Origin of the sequence: Dickeya undicola, assembly GCF_000784735.1 — a bacterium.
GTDB classification, from domain to species: domain Bacteria; phylum Pseudomonadota; class Gammaproteobacteria; order Enterobacterales; family Enterobacteriaceae; genus Dickeya; species Dickeya undicola.
In genome coordinates, this window is sequence record NZ_JSYG01000020.1 from 74,447 (window position 1) to 95,109 (window position 20,663).

The following is a 20,663-nucleotide window of genomic DNA, read 5'->3' on the forward strand; positions in this document are numbered from 1 at the left end:
GTCATTGTTCTTAAGCAAAAAAGTCTTAAGCAAAAAAAATCCGGCAAATGCCGGATTCATCAGAAAGGGAAACCTGGGAAGGGATTATTTTCGCGCCGGGGAGGACTCGCGATGGCCGATGGCGGAAAACAGGTTGAACACTTCGCCCAACCCATAAATAGCCCCCAAAATCAGCGCCATCATCACCGGCACCATGCACACCGCAAACACCAGGCTTTTCAACAATTCCAACATATCGACCTCGTCTTTCACCGTAGCTGGCCGTCGCGCCGCCAGTCTCTCATTGATTCGGGGTAGACTATCCTCATCCCCATGACTGCTGATGAGTTTACCTGAACCGCCGGAATTAGAGCGGCCATTTGTGCGGTTTGCCTGTTTCGCGCAAAACGATGACAATACAAACGATTAGCGACCCAGATACGGATGTGACCATGCAAGCAGAAATTCTCCTTACCCTGAAACTCCAGCAGCGGCTATTCGCCGACCCGCGTCGCATTGCGCTGCTCAAGCAAGTGCAGCAGACCGGCTCCATCAGCCAGGGAGCCCGGCTGGCCGACATCAGCTACAAAAGCGCCTGGGACGCGATTAACGAGATGAACCAGCTGGCGGAGCAGACCATTGTCGAGCGGACTACCGGCGGCAAAGGCGGCGGCGGTGCAATGCTGACCCGTTACGGTGAGCGCCTGTTGCAACTGTATGACCTGCTGGCACAGATTCAGCAGAAAGCCTTCGATGTATTACAGGACGATAACCTGCCGCTGGACAGCCTGCTGGCGGCCATCGCCCGCTTTTCGCTACAGACCAGCGCCCGCAATCAATTTTTCGGCACCGTACTGGAGCGCGACCAACAGCAGGTGCAGCAGCATCTGTCGATCCTGCTGGCGGACGGCCGTACCCGCATTCAGGCCGCACTGACCCAACAGAGTGCCGACAGGCTGCAACTGACCAGCGGCAAAGACGTGCTGGCGCTGATTAAAGCCCCCTGGGTTACCGTCACCCCGCAAACCACGCCCGCGCCTGCTCACGACAATGTTCTGCCCGGCCGAATCAGCCACCTGCAACCCGGTCCGGCGCAAAGCGAAGTCCTGGTCACGCTGGAAGGCGGCGAAGTGGTGTGCGCCACCCTGCCCAATGATGACGTGACGCGCCAGAGGCTACAGTTGGAGATGGCGGTGTACGCCAGTTTTAACGCGGATCAGGTGATTATTGCCACCCTGTGTTGACACACACAGGGCACAACGCACCTTGACAAGTCGGTCGCATCCCTTTACCCGTAAAGGCTCTGTCATTTCGCAAAGGGAATCATCATGTCATTGCTGCACATCCATCAGGCACAGTTCCGGTTAAGCGATACCCGGATGATGCGTCTGGATGAACTCACGTTGCATCAGGATCAATGCTGGGCGTTCGTCGGTGCTAACGGCAGCGGGAAATCGGCGCTGGCACGCGCGCTCTCCGGTGAGCTACTGTTGTTGTCAGGGCAACGCCAGTGTGACTTCCAGCGCGCGGTACGCCTCTCTTTCGAGCAACTGCAACAGTTGGTGTCGCAGGAGTGGCAACGCAACAACACCGATATGTTGAGTGCCGACGAGGACGACACCGGGCGCACCACCGCCGAGGTGATCCAGGATAGCGTGCGCGATGCCGACCGCTGCCGCCAGTTGGCGACGCAATTCGGCATCCTCCCTCTGCTCGATCGCCGCTTCAAATACCTCTCTACCGGTGAAACCCGCAAGACCATGCTGTGTCAGGCGCTGATGGCGCAGCCGGACCTGTTAATTCTCGACGAACCGTTCGACGGGCTGGACGTCGCCTCTCGTGCGCAGTTGGCCGACCTGCTGGCGTCGCTGGCGGCGCAGGGGCAAACACTGGTGCTGATCCTCAACCGCTTCGAGGATATTCCGGCGTTTGTCGGCCAGGTCGGCGTACTGGCGGATTGCACCCTGACCCGGCAAGGCGCACGCGAGGCGATTCTGTCCGACGCACTGGTGTCGCAGTTAGCACATAGCGAAACCCTGACCGACACCGCGCTGCCAGAAGCGGAAGACCCGACCCAGCGCCCGGCCTTGTCGCCAGATCAACCGCGCATTCGTCTGCTGCACGGCGTGGTGAGCTACAACGATCGCCGCATTCTGGATGACCTGAGCTGGGAAGTGCTGCCGGGCCAGCACTGGCAAATCGTCGGGCCGAACGGCGCGGGCAAATCCACCCTGCTGAGCCTGATCACCGGCGACCATCCACAGGGCTACAGCAATGACCTGACGCTGTTTGGCCGTCGGCGCGGCAGCGGCGAAACCATCTGGGATATCAAGCGTCACATCGGCTACGTCAGCAGCAGCCTGCATCTGGAGTACCGCGTCAGCACCAGCGTACGTAACGTGATCCTCTCCGGCTTCTTCGACTCCATCGGCATTTATCAGGCGGTGTCGGACCGCCAGCGCTTTCTCGCCGCCCAGTGGCTGGCACTGCTCGGCCTGCCGGACAGCGTGGCCGATGCCCCGTTCCAATCATTGTCCTGGGGCCAGCAACGGCTGGCGCTGATTGTGCGTGCGCTGGTGAAACACCCGGCATTACTGATCCTGGACGAACCGTTGCAAGGGCTAGACCCGCTCAACCGTCAGCTTATCCGCCGCTGGCTGGATATTCTGATCGGCCAGGGACAAACCCAACTGTTGTTCGTCTCCCACCATGCGGAAGACGCGCCGGACTGCATCACCCATCGTCTGACTTTTGTGCCAAACGGCGACGGCTATCGCTACCAGATAGAAAATTGCTGACCCTTCACAGACGGTTTCGTTTCCAGCGGAACCGTCATCTCATCATCTCTGGCGATCAATTTAGTGATAACGCTACCACAAAGAATACGATGTATTTCGCCCGGCAGCACATCGCGCTATGCTGGTCGCTCACGCGATCAGGCAAGGGGTAAAAAGTGAGCTGACAGCCTTAATTATCGCTATTTACGGCGTTGATCACCTTTTTCCTGCCAGGGTCATGCTATTTTTCCAATCAGTTTTCTGCGACAGAGGTCATTATGAAAGTATTGGTTACAGGTGGTAGCGGTTACATAGGCAGTCACACCTGTGTACAACTGATCGCCGCCGGTCATCAGCCGGTTATTCTCGACAACCTGTGCAACAGCAAATCCAGCGTAACCGACGCCATTACCCGAGTCAGCGGGCAAGCGCCGGTGTTCTATCGGGGCGATATTCGCGACCGCGACCTGCTGCAAACCATCTTTGCCGAACATCACATCGGTGCCGTGATCCACTTCGCGGGGCTTAAGGCAGTGGGCGAATCGGTCCGCGAACCTATCAACTACTACGACAACAACGTCTACGGCACGCTGACGCTGGTGGAAGCCATGAAACAGGCAGACGTCAAGACGCTGATTTTCAGCTCCTCCGCCACCGTGTATGGCGACCAGCCGCAGATCCCGTATCAGGAAAGTTTCCCCACCGGCACCCCTGCCAGTCCCTACGGCCGCAGCAAACTGATGGTGGAGCAGATTCTGGAAGACTTACAGCGTGCGGAACCGGACTGGAGCGTGGTGCTGCTGCGCTATTTCAACCCGGTGGGTGCACATCCCTCGGGAGAAATGGGTGAAGACCCACAGGGCGTCCCCAATAACCTGATGCCTTACATCGCCCAGGTGGCGGTGGGCCGCCGCGATTCGCTGGCGATTTTCGGCAACGATTATCAAACCGTCGACGGCACCGGCGTGCGGGATTATATCCACGTGGTGGATTTGGCCGATGGTCATGTCGCCGCCATGAATACCCTGCATGGCAAGCCTGGCGTACACACTTATAACCTCGGTGCGGGTGTCGGCTACAGCGTGCTACAAGTGGTGGAAGCCTTTGGCCGCGCCTGCGGTAAGTCATTGCCGTACCATTTCGCGCCCCGTCGTGACGGCGACCTGCCTGCTTACTGGGCTGACGCGGAAAAAGCCGCTCGCGAGCTTAACTGGCGCGTCAGCCGGACGCTGGACGAAATGGCCGCCGATACCTGGCGCTGGCAGTCTCGCCATCCAAATGGCTTTTCAGACTGACAGGCAGGGATAAAAGACCGTTTTTCCGATAGCAACGTTTTCGATGACAGAAATAAGGTATCCCATGGCGCATTTTGACCCCGTTGAACATCCGCATCGTCGCTACAACCCATTGACTGGTCAGTGGGTGTTGGTATCACCGCACCGCGCTAAACGTCCGTGGCTGGGGCAGCAGGAAAGCGTGTCGTCCGCCCAGCTACCGTCGCATGACCCAACCTGTTTCCTTTGCCCCGGCAACGAGCGGGTCACTGGTGATACCAACCCCGATTATCCGGGCACCTTCGTGTTCACCAACGATTTCGCCGCGTTGATGACCGACACCCCGGAAGCGCCGGAAAATAGCGACCCGCTGATGCGTTGCCAGAGTGCACGAGGCACCAGCCGGGTGATCTGCTTTTCGCCGGATCACAGCAAAACCCTGCCGGAACTGTCGCTCGGCGCGCTGGAACAGGTGGTCGTAACCTGGCAACAGCAGAGTGCCGAACTGGGGCAAACCTACCCGTGGGTGCAAGTATTCGAAAACAAAGGCGCGGCGATGGGCTGTTCCAACCCGCATCCGCACGGCCAGATCTGGGCCAATGATTTTCTGCCCAACGAAGCGGAACGGGAAGACCGGCTGCAACACGACTATTTCCAGCAGCACGGCTCACCGTTGCTGGTGGATTACCTGCAACGCGAATTGCAGGACGGCACGCGCCATGTGGTGGAAACCGAGCACTGGCTGGCGGTGGTGCCCTACTGGGCAGCCTGGCCGTTTGAAACGCTACTGTTGCCCAAGGCTCACACCCTACGTATGCCGGACATCACCGCCGAGCAGCGCCAGGACCTGGCGATAGCGTTGAAGAAGCTCACCAGCCGCTACGACAACCTGTTCCAGACCTCGTTCCCTTACTCCATGGGCTGGCACGGCGCGCCGTTTACCGACGGCGACCACCAGCACTGGCAGTTGCACGCGCATTTTTATCCACCACTGCTGCGCTCTGCTACGGTACGTAAATTCATGGTGGGCTATGAAATGCTGGCGGAAACCCAGCGCGATTTGACCGCTGAGCAGGCAGCAGAACGGCTGCGTGCCGTCAGCGATATTCATTACCGTGATTCAGGAGTTCAGGCATGACCTTATCAGCACGCACCCAGGCAGTTTTCCAGCAGCAGTTCGGTTACCCGGCAGCCCTTACTGTACAGGCTCCGGGCCGGGTCAACCTGATAGGGGAACACACCGACTACAATGATGGCTTTGTGCTGCCGTGCGCCATCAACTATTCCACCACCATCAGCGCTGCGCCGCGCAGTGACCGGCAAATCCGCGTCATTGCGGTGGACTACGACCACCAGCAGGATCTGTTTTCGCTGGATGCGCCGATCGAACATCATCCGCAATGGCAGTGGGCGAATTATGTCCGCGGCGTTATCAAGCATCTGAAAATACGCAGCAATGCCTTTGGTGGTGCCGATCTGGTGATCAGTGGCGACGTACCGCAAGGCGCGGGCCTGAGTTCGTCGGCATCGCTGGAAGTCGCCGTCGGCAAGGCGATTCAGGCGCTGTACCAGCTACCGCTGGACAATGTGGCGCTGGCGCTCAATGGTCAGGAAGCGGAAAACCAGTTCGTCGGCTGTAACTGCGGCATCATGGACCAGATGATTTCGGCGCAGGGCGAGCGTGGTCATGCATTGCTGATTGACTGCCGTTCGCTGGAGACGCGCTCGGTGTCCATGCCGGACAACGTAGCGGTGATGATCATCAACTCCAACGTCAAACGCGGTCTGGTGGACAGTGAATACAATACCCGCCGCCAGCAGTGCGAAGCGGCGGCGCGTCATTTTCAGGTCAAGGCGCTGCGTGATGTCAGCGAAGCAGACTTTGCTGCTAAAGTTGATGGACTGGATGACGTGGTAGCTCGTCGCGCCCGCCATATCATTACCGAGAACGCTCGCACCCTGGCCGCGGCCGATGCGCTGACGCGCGGCGATCTGCGCCAGATGGGCGAACTGATGGCCGCTTCCCATGCGTCGATGCGGGATGACTTCGAAATCACCGTGCCGCCCATCGACACGCTGGTGGAAATCGTCAAGGCGGTGATCGGCGATGAGGGCGGCGTGCGCATGACCGGCGGTGGATTTGGTGGCTGTATCGTGGCGTTGATCCCACAACAGCACGTAACAGCGGTGCAAAATGCCGTGATGCGGGACTATCCGGCGAAAACCGGATTGCAACCCACCTGTTACGTCTGTCAGGCCTCGCCAGGAGCCGGTTATGTCGAATGACCCTGTTGAACCGCGCGCGCCGCAAACGGCGCTCGCCCCGGATGGTCAGCCGTTTCAGCTGACTGTATTGCAAAATCGCCACGGTACAAGGGTAACATTGATGGATTGGGGAGCCACCTGGCTCTCCTGCCAGTTGCCGCTGCCCGGCGGTACAACGCGTGAAGTGCTGCTGGGCTGCGCACCCGAGCAGTACCCGCATCAGGCTGCCTATTTGGGCGCGTCGGTGGGGCGCTACGCCAACCGTATCGCCAACGCCACCTTGCGTCAGGGCGATACGCTCACCCCCCTTCACGCTAATCAGGGCGCTCATCAGTTGCACGGCGGGCCGGACGGTTTTCACGCCCGACGCTGGCAGATACTGCAACAGAGCGACGATCAGGTCATCTATCAGTTGCATTCGCCGGACGGCGATCAGGGTTTTCCCGGCGCTTTGACCGTGCAGGTCAGCTATCAGCTCACCGACCAGAATGCGCTGGACATCGAGTATCAGGCGGAAGTGGACCAGCCCTGCCCGGTGTGCCTGACCAACCATGCCTATTTCAACCTTGACGGTACGCCGACCGACGTGCGGCATCACCAGCTGCAACTGATGGCAGATTACTATCTGCCCGTGAATCAGGACGGTATTCCCGGCGACGCATTGCAGGAAGTGGCGAACAGCAGTTTTGATTTTCGCCAGCCTAAAACACTGTTACAGGATTTTCTGGCCGATGCGCACCAGCAGGCGGTTCGTGGTTATGACCACGCATTTCTGTTGCACCGCACCGGTGGTTCCAGCGAAAGCCCAGTCGCCAGCCTGTGGTCGGCAGACGGTAAAGTGCAAATGCAGGTGTACACCAGCGCACCCGCGTTACAGCTCTACAGCGGCAACTTCCTGGTCGGCACACCGTCACGTGACGGTACGCCTTATGCCAACTACGCCGGGCTGGCGCTGGAAAGCGAATTTCTGCCGGACAGCCCCAATCATCCAGACTGGCCGCAACCCGACTGCTGGCTGAAGCCCGGCAAGCGCTACCGCTCACTTACCCGCTATGCGTTTAGCGTCAATCCTGCTGAAAACCCGGCAGATTGATCACGCTGAGAGCCAGTGCTACTGGCTCTTTACAAATCTGTGCAAATTCCTGCTTGTCCGGCGTGGATAGCGCCTTTTACACTGGCTGCACTTTTTATAAGGATATTCACGCCATGACCGCCTCGCGCCATCATCCACTCAGCCTGCGACATCTGCGCTATAAAAGCGGATGGGGCTGGTTGTTGGCGCTATGCTGGTTGCTGCTGAATACCCAACTGGCGGTAGCCGGTCACCGCTGCGGGCTGTCGGTAATGGCAGCGCCCGTCAGCATTCAGCACGATGCCCATCGCACACAGCAGTCAGCCGCCATGTCAGAGATGCAGCCCACGTCTGCCATGTCGAGCACCGCTGACTCCGGGCCGTTGTGTGAAAAACACTGCCTGCCTGACTCCGCCAATCAGGATTTATCCTCCCTGTCATTGCTGGCGTTACCGGCTAGCACCGAATTACTGCCGGTACAACCACCAGAACAAGCCTCTCACAGCAACAATAACTGGTTTACGCCACCAGTTGTCGGCCCCCCCGCCGAAATCCGTTTTTGTCGATTCAGAGAATAGCTTTCGCGATAAACAACTGTCGCGCGCTTTCGCGCAATAACTTGTTATTTATCGTATTTATGGAGCTATTATCATGCGTATACTTTCTATGGCCACCGCCGCCCTGCTCGTTTCCACCACCTTTGCCACTCCGTTGCTGGCTGAACAGAATCAGGCTCACACCATGACCGGTGATATGGGCAACATGTCCCATACCATGCCAGGTGGGATGAATCATGATATGTCGGCAATGACCGCCGACACCGCCACGGTTTACCGCACCACCGGCACAGTCAAACAATGGAACGCCAACGACGTTACCCTGGCGCACGCTGCCGTCCCCGCGCTGCGCTGGCCTGCCATGACCATGACATTCCGTTTGCCCGCTAACAACAACTGGGCGCCCTTATCGCAAGGTAGCGCGGTCAGTTTCAGCTTCGTGCAAAGTGCGGATGGCTACACCCTGACTGATATCAAACCGCAGCAGAACTAACCGGAGACAACCATGCACATACGCAAGTTCCGCGCTTCACGCGCGTGGCTGGCGATGTTGTTGTGGCTGCCTGCCGCGTCATTCGCGGCAGCACTGGATCTGGATGGCGCGCTACAGGCGGCGGAGCAGTATTCCGCCGACCTGTCGGCCAACCAGCACCGGATGAATGCGCTGCAAAACATGGCCGACTCCGCCACACAACTGCCGGACCCTCGTCTGAAATATGGCATCGAAAACGTGCCGATCAGCGGCAACAACACCCAGCGCCTGACACGCGAAGGCATGACCATGCAACGCATCGGTATCATGCAGACTTACGTCAGTGCCACCAAGCGCGAACGTAAAGCGCAAACCATTCAAGCGGAAGCCGATACGGTACGCGATAACAGTGAAACGCTGCGGGCCCAGTTACAACGCGATACAGCCCAGGCCTGGCTTGAACTGGCGCTTTCCCGCCAGATACTGCAGGACGTCAACGCGCTGGTGCAGGAAAGCCAACGACAGATTGCCGTTCAGAAAGCCGGAGTGGCAGCTGGCGGCGAATCAACTCGGGTGCTCGATGCCCGGCTGACGCTTTCCGCCATGCAGGATCGACTGGCTGATGCCAGGCGGGACGTGACCATCGCTCAGGCACGACTGGCCCGGCTGACCGGCGTTGCCGATGTCGCGACGCAAGGTCCGTTACCCCGTTTCGAGCGACTGCCCGCGGACCCTGCGGTGCTGTACGCTGCCATCCCCCAACATCCGGAAATTGCCCAGGCCGAGCAGGAAACCCGGCTGGCGCAAGCACGGGCGGCTCAGTCAGCGGTAGCGGCTATTCCGGATGTCGGCGTCGAAGTCTACTACGGTCGTCGCGGCAATAACTTCGACGATATGGCTGGCATCGAAATCAGCATGGACCTGCCGTTGTTCCAATCCAGACGGCAGGACAAGGATCACGCTGCCGATCTGTCACGCAGCATGGAGGCCCGCGACCGGGTTGTACTCACCCAGCGGGAGCATCGGGTGCAACTCGATACCTTGCTGGCGCAGTATCAGGCAGCGCAGTCGCGCTGGCATCGCCAGAACGACGACGTTCTGCCATTGCAGCAGCAGCGTATCCGGCTGTTGCAAAGCCAGTACCAAAGCGGCGGCAGTGATTTAGCCAGCGTGCTGGAAGCCCGCCGCGCACTGCTGGACAGCCGTATCGCCGCACAGAACGCCGCCCGTGACATGGCGACACTGTGGGCCACACTTCGTTACCTGACGCCACAAGGAACCGCAGCCAAATGAACCGAACTTTTACCGTCAGCTTGATTGCCGTGGCGCTGGCGACTGCAACCGTGGGTTACACCGTTGGTTATTACAGCAGCCGAACCACCAGCACGGTTGCGCATACCGCCACCACGATGTCCGATGCCAATAGCGAACGTAAAGTCCTCTACTGGTATGACCCAATGGCACCGGACAAACGCTTTGACCAACCCGGCAAGTCGCCATTTATGGATATGCCGCTGGTGCCGCGCTATGCCGATGAAGTGCAGGATAATGGTGGCGTAGCCGTCAGCTCGCGCCAGCAACAGAATCTCGGCGTGCGCACCGCCAAAGCCGAACGCCGAGAACTGCAACCCCAGGCTACCGGCTACGGCACCGTGGCACTCAATGAGCGCACCCTGCACACGCTGGTCGCGCCCAGCGGCGGCGTGGTGGAGCAACTCACCGTCAACGCGGTACAGCAACAGGTACAAAAAGGCCAGATGCTGGCAGTGTTGTGGAACCCGACCTGGGCGGCCGCTCAGCAAGAGTACCTGGCAGTACGCCAGTTAGGGGACGCGGAGCTAAGCCAGGCCGCACGACAAAAACTGGCGCTGATGTTTATGCCGGAAAGCGTGATCCGCCAGGTGGAGCGCAGCGGCAAACCGCAACCAAGGTTAACCATCACCGCACCGGAAAACGGCTACATCAACCGGTTGGATGTGCGTACCGGTGCTCAGTTAACGCCCGCACAACCGCTGTTTGAGCTGGCCAGTCTCGACCCGGTGTGGGTTGAGGTGGAATATCCGGCAGCGCAGGCGGCGGCGTTGCATCTCGGTGATGAGATGGTCGCCATCAGCGATAGCTGGCCGAATGACACCTTCCGTGGGCGAATTACCGAACTGCTACCACAACTCGACAACACGACCCGCACACTGAAAGCCCGCGTGGTGCTGGACAACCATCAGCAACGCCTCAAACCTGGCATGTACCTGACGGTGAAGCTTGCCGCCGGTATCGCTCGTCAGGCATTGATGATTCCTCAACAGGCGCTGTTGGTTAGCAGTCGGCAGAACCGGGTATTGCTAGATGACGGTCAGGGCTATTTCACACCGCGCCCGGTTGACGTCGGCATCATTCAGGACGGTTGGGCGGAAATACGTTCGGGTCTGATCGAGAACGAGAATGTGGTTATCTCCGGCCAGTTCCTGATCGACTCCGAAGCCAGTCTACGCAGTGCGCTAACCTCGTTTAGCGACGCACCGCAGAACCCGAGCCCGACCACAGCCACCGCCAAACCCGTCAACGACTACCAGACCAAAGGCGTCATCAAGTCTATCAACGGCAAACAGGTGACCCTTGCCCATGACGCGGTGCCAGCGCTGGATTGGCCGCCGATGACCATGGATTTCACCTTCAATGGCGACACGCTGCCAGCCACACTCCAGCCTGGTATGACGGTAACATTTCGATTCCGACTGGATGACAACGGTGCCCAACTGCTGGATATCCAACCTGTCGCTGCGGCTCACGGAGGTCACCTATGATTGCTGCGGTCATTCGCTGGTCGATCAAGAACCGTTTTCTGGTGCTAATAGCCTCACTGCTGATGGCTGGCTGGGGGGTAATTTCACTGCAAAAAACGCCGCTGGATGCACTGCCAGACCTCTCTGACGTACAGGTCATTATCCGCGTCAGCTATCCTGGCAAGGCACCGCAAGTGGTGGAAAATCAGGTGACTTATCCGCTGACCACCACCATGTTGTCGGTGCCGGGAGCCAAGACCGTGCGCGGCTTTTCCATGTTTGGCGACGCCTATGTCTATGTACTGTTTGAAGATGGCACCGATCCTTACTGGGCGCGTTCCCGCGTGCTGGAATACCTGAGTCAGGTGCAATCCACCCTGCCCGCTGAGGCCAAAGCCTCGCTGGGGCCGGACGCGACCGGGGTGGGTTGGATCTACGAATACGCACTGGTTGATCGCAGTGGTCGGCACAGCCTGGCAGATTTGCGCGCCATTCAGGACTGGCTGTTGAAGTATGAACTGAAAACCGTGCCCAACGTGGCGGAGGTCGCCAGCATCGGCGGCATGGTGCGACAATATCAGGTGGTGCTGAATCCAGAACGGCTGCGTGCCCTCAACGTGACGCATCAGCAGGTCATCGACGCGCTGCGTGCAGCCAATCAGGAAAGTGGCGGCTCGGTTATCGAACTGGGAGAAGCCGAGTACATGGTGCGAACGTCTGGATATCTGCTGAAAACAGAAGACTTTCTCAACGTACCGGTAAGTCGACGCGACGGTATTCCGGTGCTGTTGCAGGATGTCGCCACCTTACGGCAAGGCCCGGAAATGCGCCGTGGTATTGCCGAGCTGAACGGCGAAGGAGAAGTCGCCGGAGGCGTTGTGGTGATGCGTTCTGGCAAAAACGCCCTGGAGACGCTGCGGGCGGTGCATACCCGCCTGCAACAGATCCGCCAAAGCCTGCCTGCCGGGGTAGAAATCGTCACCACCTACGATCGCTCACCGTTGATTGAACGCGCCATTACTACCCTCAGCCACAAACTACTGGAGGAATTTGTGGTGGTGGCGCTGGTGTGCTCATTGTTCCTGTTTCATTTCCGCTCCTCACTGGTGGCGATCATCAGTCTGCCGCTGGGGATTCTGGGGGCGTTTATCATCATGCGCCATCAGGGGATCAACGCCAACATCATGTCACTGGGCGGGATCGCCATCGCTATTGGTGCTATGGTGGATGCCGCGATTGTGATGATCGAGAACATGCACAAGGTTGTCGAACAGTGGCGGCATCAACACCCAGGGCATGAGCCGGATAATGCCACCTGGTGGCAACTTGCCACTCAAGCGGCAACGGAAGTGGGACCGGCACTATTTTGCAGCCTGCTGATTATCACACTGTCGTTTATCCCGGTATTTTCGCTGGAAGCGCAAGAAGGCCGCATGTTCTCACCGCTGGCGTTCACCAAAACCTACGCGATGGCGGTGTCCGCCGGTCTGGGGATCACGCTGGTGCCAGTATTGATGGGCTATTTCGTGCGCGGCCGTATTCCCGATGAGCAGACCAATCCCCTCAACCGCTGGCTGATAGCATTGTACCAGCCGGTGTTACGGCAGGTGCTGCGGTTTCCCAAAACCACGCTGGCTGTTTCACTGGCGCTACTGGCGTTGACCTTGTTCCCCCTCGCCCGCCTCGGCAGCGAGTTCATGCCACCGCTGGATGAAGGCGACCTGCTGTATATGCCATCCACCCTGCCCGGCATTTCTCCGCGTGAAGCCGCACGACTGTTGCAACAGACCGACCGGCTGATCAAAACCGTGCCAGAAGTGGATAGTGTATTTGGCAAGGCCGGTCGCGCCGACAGCGCTACCGATCCGGCACCACTGACCATGATGGAAACCACCATCCGCCTGAAACCGCGGGAACAGTGGCGACCGGGCATGACGATGGACAAGCTGATCGCCGAACTGGACCAAACCGTCAGTATTCCCGGCATCGCCAACGTGTGGGTGCCACCGATTCGCAACCGGCTCGACATGCTGGCAACCGGCATCAAAAGCCCGGTCGGCATCAAGGTCAACGGCGATAACCTGCATGATATCGAACAGGTGGCAGCACAGATCGAGCAAGTGGTGAAGCGAGTGCCTGGCGTGACGTCAGCGTTGGCGGAGCGGCTGGCGGGCGGGCGTTACATCGATATCGACATCGACCGGGTACGGGCCGCCCGCTATGGTGTGTCGGTGCAGGAATTGCAGTCGATGGTTGCCACGCTGATCGGCGGGGAAAATATCGGTGAAACACTGGAGGGTCGCCAGCGTTACCCGATCAACGTGCGTTACCCACGGGAAATCCGCGATTCGGTAGACGCGGTGAAAAATCTGCCGGTGGTGACGAAAGGCGGCGCACGCCTGACACTGGCCGAGCTGGCCAACGTGCGCGTCAGCGAAGGGCCACCGATGCTGAAAAGCGAAAACGGCCGCCTGTCTGACTGGATTTATGTCGACCTGCGCGGACGCGACCTGAAATCCGCCGTGGAAGATATGCAGCGTCAGGTGGCGCAGCAAGTCACGCTGCCGCAGGGGGTATCGGTGAGTTGGTCCGGCCAGTTTGAATATCTGGAGCGGGCCACGGAAACCATGAAGCTGGTGGTGCCCTTCACCCTGCTAATTATTTTCATTCTGCTGTACGTGACTTTCGGCCAGATCAAAGACGCGCTGCTGATTATGGGTACACTACCCTTTGCGCTGATCGGCGGTGTCTGGTTGTTGTATCTGCTCGGCTATAATTTATCTGTCGCCAGTGCGGTCGGGTTCATTGCACTAGCCGGGGTGGCGGCGGAGTTTGGCGTAATTATGTTGCTGTACCTGAATCACGCGGTGGAAAAACACCGCCAGCCAGGACAACCGCTGACCGACGAACAGTTGACGTCCGCCATCCGCGAAGGCGCGGTATTACGTGTACGTCCGAAAATGATGACCGTCGCCACCATCATGGCCGGACTGTTGCCGATCATGTGGGGCGGCGGCACGGGTTCGGAAATCATGCAACGTATCGCCGCGCCGATGGTAGGCGGCATGGTCAGCGCACCACTGCTGTCGATGCTGGTGATTCCAGCGCTGTTTTTGTTGCTTCATCGTAATACGGTGGAGAAACACACAAGCTGAAACGATAAAGCCGCCTGTTTTTTAGCCATTGTGACGGCATATAAATCAGGCGGCCTGACGACTAGCGATTGCCGATAACCGCTCTCCGGCCCTATAATGAGAGCAGTTATCATAGAAATCTTAGTATATGAAGGAGTTAAGCATGGCTGTAACTAAGCTGGTACTGGTGCGACATGGTGAGAGCCAGTGGAACAACGAAAACCGCTTCACCGGCTGGATGGACGTTGAACTGTCCGAGAAAGGCGTCAACGAAGCCAAACAGGCAGGTAAATTGCTGAAAGAAGAAGGTTTCAGCTTTGATTTTGCCTACACCTCTGTGCTGAAACGTGCCATTCACACCCTGTGGAACGTGCTGGACGAGCTGGATCAAGCCTGGCTGCCGGTGGAAAAATGCTGGAAACTGAACGAGCGTCACTACGGTGCGCTGCAGGGCCTGAACAAAGCGGAAACCGCCGAAAAATACGGTGACGACCAGGTGAAACTGTGGCGTCGCGGCTTCGCGGTCACCCCGCCGGAACTGACCCGTGAAGACGAGCGTTTCCCAGGCCACGATCCGCGCTACGCGTCGCTGAGCGATAAAGAGCTGCCGCTGACCGAAAGTCTGGCACTGACTATCGAACGTGTAGTGCCGTACTGGAACGAAAGCATTCTGCCGCGCCTGAAAACAGGTGAGCGCGTCATCATCGCCGCTCACGGCAACTCACTGCGCGCGCTGGTGAAATACCTGGATAACATGAGCGAAGAAGAGATTCTGGAACTGAATATCCCGACGGCAGTTCCGCTGGTCTACGAATTCGACGAAAACTTCAAACCGATCAAACGCTACTATCTGGGCAACGCTGACGAGATCGCGGCCAAGGCAGCGGCGGTAGCTAACCAGGGTAAAGCGAAGTAATTCGTTTTATACACCCAGTGTAAAAAAGAAAAACCCGGTTCAAACCGGGTTTTTTTATGCGAACAACAGGGCTATCAACCGCGACGCTGACGCACCGCCGCCGCCAATTGACGCAGCAGGCTGTCGGTATCATCCCAGCCGATACAAGCATCGGTGACGCTCTTGCCGTATACCAGCGGTTCACCGCTCTCCAGATTCTGGTTGCCTTCAACCAGATGGCTTTCCACCATCACGCCCATGATCGCCTGCTCGCCGCCACCAATCTGACGGCATACGTCTTCACATACGTCCATCTGCTTTTTGAACTGCTTGCAGCTGTTGGCATGGCTGAAGTCGATCATCACCTGCGTCGGCAGACCGGCTTTTTCCAGACCGGCTTTCACCGCCTGCACATGTTCCGCGCTGTAGTTCGGCTCTTTGCCGCCACGCAGAATGATATGGCAGTCGTGGTTGCCGCTGGTATTCACGATCGCCGAATGGCCCCACTTGGTCACCGACAGGAAGCAGTGCGGCGCGCGGGCGGCATTGATGGCATCAATCGCGACCTTGATGGTGCCGTCAGTGCCGTTCTTGAAACCGACCGGACAGGACAGACCGGACGCCAGCTCGCGGTGTACCTGAGATTCAGTAGTGCGTGCGCCGATAGCGCCCCAGCTCATCAAATCCGCCACGTATTGCGGCGAGATCATATCCAGGAACTCACCCGCCGCTGGCAAACCGGTATCGTTGATTTCCAGCAACAGCTGACGCGCAATGCGCAGGCCATCGTTAATCTGGAAACTGTTATCCATGTGCGGATCGTTGATCAGCCCTTTCCAGCCTACCGTGGTGCGCGGTTTCTCAAAATAGACGCGCATCACCACTTCCAGATCGTCACGCAATTCTTCGCGTAACGTCAACAGGCGCGCGGCGTACTCTTTGGCCGCTTTCGGGTCATGGATGGAACACGGGCCAATCACCACCAGCAGGCGGTCGTCATTGCCTTTCAGGATCTTGTGAATGGCGCTGCGGGCATTAAATACTGTCTGTGCTGCACGTTCGGTGGCCGGAAATTTTTCCAGCAGCGCAACGGGGGGGAGCAACTCTTTAATTTCTTTAATTCTCAAATCGTCATTCTGGTAATTCATAATGGGTCCATGTCTCCGCAGCAACAGACGTTCATCCCCTGTCTGCCCGGAGTAAAAAACGAAAAAATAAAAACGTCGTCGTTCATATTGCAGGCTGGCTATTATAAGTCAAGCGGCTAAAAAATGGCGCAAAAATACCCATCTGTTTTCACTGCTGCAGTCATCGGCTCTGGAAGCGGTTCGGTCATGCTGACCACAGGCATTAGCGGGTGGTCCTTCGACGGGACAAAACGGCGTTATGCCGCCTTAATCAACCTAAAACAGGATATGCCATGGCTCATTCACACCCGACCAACCAGGCCGAACATGACAGTATGAAACGCCTGAAACTGGCCTTCGTCATTACCGCCACGTTCATGCTGGCCGAAGTGGTCGGCGGGCTGCTGTCCGGATCGCTGGCGTTGCTGGCGGATGCGGGCCACATGTTAACCGACGCAGTGGCGTTACTGGTGGCGCTGTTGGCCGTCCGTTTCGCCCAGCGAAAACCGACAGTCCGACACACATTCGGCTATTTGCGCCTGACCACCCTGGCCGCATTCGTTAACGCCATAGCCCTGCTGGCGATTACCGGGTTCATCGTCTGGGAAGCCATCCAGCGTTTCTATGCCCCACAGCCTATCGCCAGCACGCCGATGCTGTTGATTGCCGTCGGCGGCTTGATAGCCAACTTGGTGGCGCTGTGGCTGTTACATCGCGGCAGTGGTGAAAAGAATATCAATGTGCGAGCGGCGGCACTGCATGTCATGGGCGACCTGCTGGGTTCGGTAGGCGCTATCGGCGCGGCACTGATTATCATGTTTACCGGCTGGACCCCGATTGACCCAATCCTGTCGGTACTGGTATCGGTACTGGTGCTGCGTAGCGCCTGGCGGCTGATGAAAGAGAGCGTGCACGAATTGCTGGAGGGCACACCAACCCGCATCGATGTCGACCAACTGAAAAGAAAGCTGACCGCAGACGTCCCGGAGATTCGCGACGTACACCATGTCCACTTATGGCAGGTAGGCGAAAAGCCGTTGATGACGCTGCATGTTCAGGTTATTCCGCCACATGACCACGATGCGTTATTACAGCGTATCCAACACTATCTGCTGGATCATTACCAAATTGCTCACACCACGGTCCAGATTGAGTATCAACCGTGCGACGACGACCACTGCGATATCCAGTATCAGGCTGGCGCTCAGCCGCACAGCCATTCGCATTAATCACGCTGATTCGCGCCCTCCCGCTCGTCAGGACAGCGCGAACCGACGTTCTTATCGCGCTTGCACCAGCGGCCGCGAGTGATTATCCCTCGCGCCTTTTATCCACAGCCAGGAGCCGTTAAGGGCGATCAGCGTCAGCACCACATACTGTAACGACATGGCATAGACGCCCTGATAAGCGAAAATCACCACGCTGATGACATCGATCACCACCCACAGCAACCAGTTCTCCACATATTTACGGGTCATCAGCAGCATCGCCGCCACCGACAGTACCGTCATGGTCGAATCCCAGAATGGGAAAGCATCCGGCTGCAATGTCGGCATCGTCACATCCAAACCGACAGCCTGCATCAGCATCACGGCAATTCGGCTCAGCAAAGCAAAAAACGAATCGATATAGCGCGACATCAACACAATGGCAATCACGCAACCCGCGCCCCACCACAGCGCTTGCCGACGTGATAGCCAACGGATCCGTAATTCCGCCTCTCGCTCGTTGGTGGTGCGGCTCCAGGCGTACCAGCCATATACATTGGCTGCAATAAAGAAAATCTGCAGTAACAGGCTGGCATACAGCTGTATCTGGAAGAATATCAGCGCAAACAGCGACACATTGACCAGGCCAAACAGATAGTTGGTGGTTTTCTCCAGACTGGCCAGCCAAATGCACATCAACCCCGATAACGTCCCCAACGCCTCAACCCAGGATAGGTCATACCCGTTATCCCCTAACGGGATGTGAACCAGAATATTACTGGTACTAAAAAAATCCATTTTTGCTCCTGAATGAATTAACTATGATCTAAGCGTCGCAGCGAAATCCAGCATCCGATTAAGCGGCATCAGCGCACGCTCACGAACACCAGCATCCACCTCAATGGCATGATGGCGCGTATCCTGCTGCTCCAGCGCTGAGGCAATCGCCTGCAGCCCGTTCATCGCCATCCACGGGCAGTGCGCACAGCTACGGCAAGTCGCCCCTTCCCCTGCAGTCGGTGCCTCCAGCAGCACTTTATCCGGGCAGGCTTGCTGCATTTTGTAGAAGATACCGCGATCGGTCGCCACAATGAGCTCCCGGTGCGGAAGCTGTCTCGCCGCCTGAATTAACTGGCTGGTCGACCCCACCGCATCCGCCATCGCCACGATGCTTTGAGGCGACTCAGGGTGAACCAGCACCGCCGCCTGCGGGTACAGCGCTTTCATTCGTTTCAGCGCCTGGGTCTTGAATTCGTCATGCACGATGCAAGCTCCCTGCCAGCACAGCACATCGGCACCAGTCTGTTTCTGCACGTAATGCCCGAGATGCCGATCCGGTGCCCAGAGAATCTTCTCTCCCAGGCTATCCAGATGTTCGATCAACTCCACTGCGATACTGGACGTCACCACCCAGTCCGCCCGCGCTTTAACCGCCGCTGACGTGTTGGCATACACCACCACGGTGCGATCCGGATGGCTGTCACAAAACGCGCTAAACGCGTCCACCGGGCAACCCAAGTCCAGCGAGCACTCGGCTTCCAGCGTCGGCATCAGTACAGTTTTTTCCGGGCTCAATATCTTTGCCGTTTCTCCCATAAACCTGACACCAGCGACGATCAACGTGCTGGCGGAATGGGTACGGCCAAAACGCGCCATTTCCAGTGAGTCTGCCACGCAGCCCCCCGTTTCTTCAGCAAGCGCCTGAATCTCCGGGTCAGTGTAATAGTGCGCCACCAGCACCGCATTGCGCGCTTTCAGCAGGCTTTTAATGCGGTGACGGAACTGTTGCTTTTCCTCTTCAGACAGCCGCCTGGGCTTTGCAGGAAAAGGGTAATCGATAACAGGTAATTCAGGAAACTGGCTCATCATGGAATTCCGTGCGGTTGCAGGCGTGAAGATCATGTCATCACCGGATGATTTGTTTTATATACTAAACAAGATATCGTAATGATGTCATGAAATCTGCTTTTTATTTAGTTTTAAATTTCAGAAATGCCAGACGTGTTTAATTTATTAAAAACATACCGCGGGATACCAGACGGCCTGAGCAGGCCGCCCGTGAGACAATCAGGGAAACAGGCGATGCCAGTAAAGGGAGAAAGGAATAATCAGCACTAACGCCGGTAGGAAGTTAACCACTGCGAAAGTTTTAATCTGGGCGATGCGCAATCCGACAGCCATCATCACAATGCCGCCACAGGCCGCAAAATCCCCCATGGTGATGTCATTCATGAACGGCATGATGAGCCTGGCGGAGAAAAACAACAGCGTTTGCACCAGGAATTGCGGGACGGCAATCGACATCACCGCAACGCCCAATGTGATGGCAAAAATCAGCGCCGTGAAAATGTCGAGCGCTGACTTGATGATTAGCAACTGATAGTCGCCAGTCAGCCCTTCGGTCATCGCGCCCACCACACCGGTGCCACTGGCACAGAACAACACAATCAGCGCGGTAAAGTTCTGGGTATACACATCCTGCGGTAATTTGTGCTCGGGCGGTGGCACAACCCGACTCAGCAAGCGTTCAATCAGTATCGCCCCTTTCTGAACGCCAGCTTCAAGACGCAGCAACTCGCCGATCCCTACCCCTAAAATAATCGCCAGCGCAACCGCAGGGAGCTGGTGAACTTTCACCACCAACGTTATCCCCATCGCGATCGACACCATCGCGAACGCCGGAGGTAAACCATCACGCATACGTTGGGGAATAAAGCGGTGTAACGCCACGCCCAATGCGCCGCCAATCAGAATAGCGGCACCATTGATAACCGGACCAATCATCATCAATATCTCTTAGGTTCAGCCTTCGACTTGCCAAATCACGAAGGTATATAACCACCAGTCAAAAAAAGAAGCCCTTACTATACGCCAAATGCGGCAGTGTGATTAAACCGGTCTAAAGCAAAAAGAGATATAACAAAACCTACATGAAGAGAGGGGGCTCGGCTCGAACCTGAACGCAGCTTCTCACCTGCACGACTGTGCGATATTGAAACAACAATGAGCAAATTAAAGAGGAGTGATTTATTTAGCGGTGGTGGGTCGTGCAGGATGACTCGGCCTGCGGCCTCGCCCTTCGGGCCAGCGCGATGCGCTGTTGTCTCGCTTCGCTCGGCTCGA

At 57.5% G+C, this 20,663-nt stretch carries 18 protein-coding genes and 1 other RNA gene; 13 read left to right on the top strand and 6 right to left on the bottom strand.

Annotation, left to right across the window (positions count from 1 at the left end):
- Positions 1–84: 84 nt before the first annotated feature.
- Entirely contained in the window at positions 85–234 is a 150-nt protein-coding gene (locus OB87_RS19830; protein WP_033569368.1) for an AcrZ family multidrug efflux pump-associated protein, read from the bottom strand.
- 197 nt (positions 235–431) lie between these two features.
- Between OB87_RS19830 and modE the strand changes: the two genes are divergently transcribed.
- From modE to gpmA, 12 genes are all read left to right on the top strand, one after another.
- The gene (modE, locus tag OB87_RS10240; RefSeq protein WP_033569349.1) at positions 432–1,223 is read left to right on the top strand and encodes a molybdenum-dependent transcriptional regulator; all 792 of its coding nucleotides are present in this window, start codon (positions 432–434) and stop codon (positions 1,221–1,223) included.
- Positions 1,224–1,307: 84 nt separating this feature from the next.
- The gene (modF, locus tag OB87_RS10245; RefSeq protein ID WP_033569350.1) at positions 1,308–2,777 is read left to right on the top strand and encodes a molybdate ABC transporter ATP-binding protein ModF; all 1,470 of its coding nucleotides are present in this window, start codon (positions 1,308–1,310) and stop codon (positions 2,775–2,777) included.
- 257 nt (positions 2,778–3,034) lie between these two features.
- Positions 3,035–4,051 carry a UDP-glucose 4-epimerase GalE gene (gene galE / locus OB87_RS10250; protein WP_033569351.1) on the top strand — a complete coding sequence of 339 codons (1,017 nt, stop codon included), beginning with the start codon at positions 3,035–3,037 and terminating at the stop codon, positions 4,049–4,051.
- A 64-nt stretch (positions 4,052–4,115) separates the two neighbouring features.
- Positions 4,116–5,168 carry a galactose-1-phosphate uridylyltransferase gene (gene galT, locus OB87_RS10255; protein ID WP_033569352.1) on the top strand — a complete coding sequence of 351 codons (1,053 nt, stop codon included), beginning with the start codon at positions 4,116–4,118 and terminating at the stop codon, positions 5,166–5,168.
- The gene (gene galK, locus OB87_RS10260; RefSeq protein ID WP_033569353.1) at positions 5,165–6,316 is read left to right on the top strand and encodes a galactokinase; all 1,152 of its coding nucleotides are present in this window, start codon (positions 5,165–5,167) and stop codon (positions 6,314–6,316) included. The genes galT and galK overlap by 4 nt, the downstream gene beginning before the upstream one ends.
- Complete coding sequence (galM, locus tag OB87_RS10265) at positions 6,306–7,388, top strand: galactose-1-epimerase (protein ID WP_033569354.1); 1,083 nt, start codon at positions 6,306–6,308, stop codon at positions 7,386–7,388. The genes galK and galM overlap by 11 nt, the downstream gene beginning before the upstream one ends.
- Before the next feature lie 113 nt (positions 7,389–7,501).
- Positions 7,502–7,945 (top strand): hypothetical protein, encoded by a 444-nt coding sequence (locus OB87_RS10270; protein WP_033569355.1) that lies wholly within the window; start codon positions 7,502–7,504, stop codon positions 7,943–7,945.
- Between the two features lie 73 nt (positions 7,946–8,018).
- Positions 8,019–8,417: a copper-binding protein gene (locus OB87_RS10275; protein ID WP_033569356.1), complete on the top strand. Its 399-nt coding sequence runs from the start codon at positions 8,019–8,021 to the stop codon at positions 8,415–8,417.
- A gap of 12 nt (positions 8,418–8,429) precedes the next feature.
- On the top strand, positions 8,430–9,689 hold the full coding sequence (locus OB87_RS10280) for a TolC family protein (RefSeq protein WP_033569357.1): 1,260 nt from the start codon (positions 8,430–8,432) through the stop codon (positions 9,687–9,689).
- The gene (locus tag OB87_RS10285) at positions 9,686–11,197 is read left to right on the top strand and encodes an efflux RND transporter periplasmic adaptor subunit (protein WP_033569358.1); all 1,512 of its coding nucleotides are present in this window, start codon (positions 9,686–9,688) and stop codon (positions 11,195–11,197) included. Before OB87_RS10280 ends, OB87_RS10285 begins: the two co-directional genes overlap by 4 nt.
- Complete coding sequence (locus tag OB87_RS10290; RefSeq protein WP_033569359.1) at positions 11,194–14,331, top strand: efflux RND transporter permease subunit; 3,138 nt, start codon at positions 11,194–11,196, stop codon at positions 14,329–14,331. The genes OB87_RS10285 and OB87_RS10290 overlap by 4 nt, the downstream gene beginning before the upstream one ends.
- A gap of 142 nt (positions 14,332–14,473) precedes the next feature.
- Positions 14,474–15,226 carry a 2,3-diphosphoglycerate-dependent phosphoglycerate mutase gene (gene gpmA, locus OB87_RS10295; protein WP_033569360.1) on the top strand — a complete coding sequence of 251 codons (753 nt, stop codon included), beginning with the start codon at positions 14,474–14,476 and terminating at the stop codon, positions 15,224–15,226.
- A gap of 74 nt (positions 15,227–15,300) precedes the next feature.
- On the opposite strand, the gene aroG is transcribed toward gpmA, so the two are convergent.
- On the bottom strand, positions 15,301–16,353 hold the full coding sequence (gene aroG, locus OB87_RS10300; protein ID WP_033569361.1) for a 3-deoxy-7-phosphoheptulonate synthase AroG: 1,053 nt from the start codon (positions 16,351–16,353) through the stop codon (positions 15,301–15,303).
- A gap of 272 nt (positions 16,354–16,625) precedes the next feature.
- On the opposite strand from aroG, the gene zitB reads away from it, so the two are divergent.
- Entirely contained in the window at positions 16,626–17,561 is a 936-nt protein-coding gene (gene zitB / locus OB87_RS10305; protein ID WP_033569362.1) for a CDF family zinc transporter ZitB, read from the top strand.
- Positions 17,562–17,612: 51 nt separating this feature from the next.
- Here the strand turns inward: zitB and pnuC are convergent, their stop codons facing one another.
- The 4 genes from pnuC to OB87_RS19835 all read right to left on the bottom strand — a co-directional run.
- A complete protein-coding gene (pnuC, locus tag OB87_RS10310) occupies positions 17,613–18,338 on the bottom strand; it encodes a nicotinamide riboside transporter PnuC (RefSeq protein ID WP_033569363.1) in 726 nt (241 codons plus the stop codon).
- 21 nt (positions 18,339–18,359) lie between these two features.
- On the bottom strand, positions 18,360–19,406 hold the full coding sequence (nadA, locus tag OB87_RS10315) for a quinolinate synthase NadA (protein WP_167334391.1): 1,047 nt from the start codon (positions 19,404–19,406) through the stop codon (positions 18,360–18,362).
- A 201-nt stretch (positions 19,407–19,607) separates the two neighbouring features.
- A complete protein-coding gene (locus tag OB87_RS10320; RefSeq protein WP_033569369.1) occupies positions 19,608–20,324 on the bottom strand; it encodes a DUF554 domain-containing protein in 717 nt (238 codons plus the stop codon).
- 254 nt (positions 20,325–20,578) lie between these two features.
- Positions 20,579–20,663: non-coding RNA, RtT sRNA (locus OB87_RS19835), on the bottom strand; the annotation flags it as partial.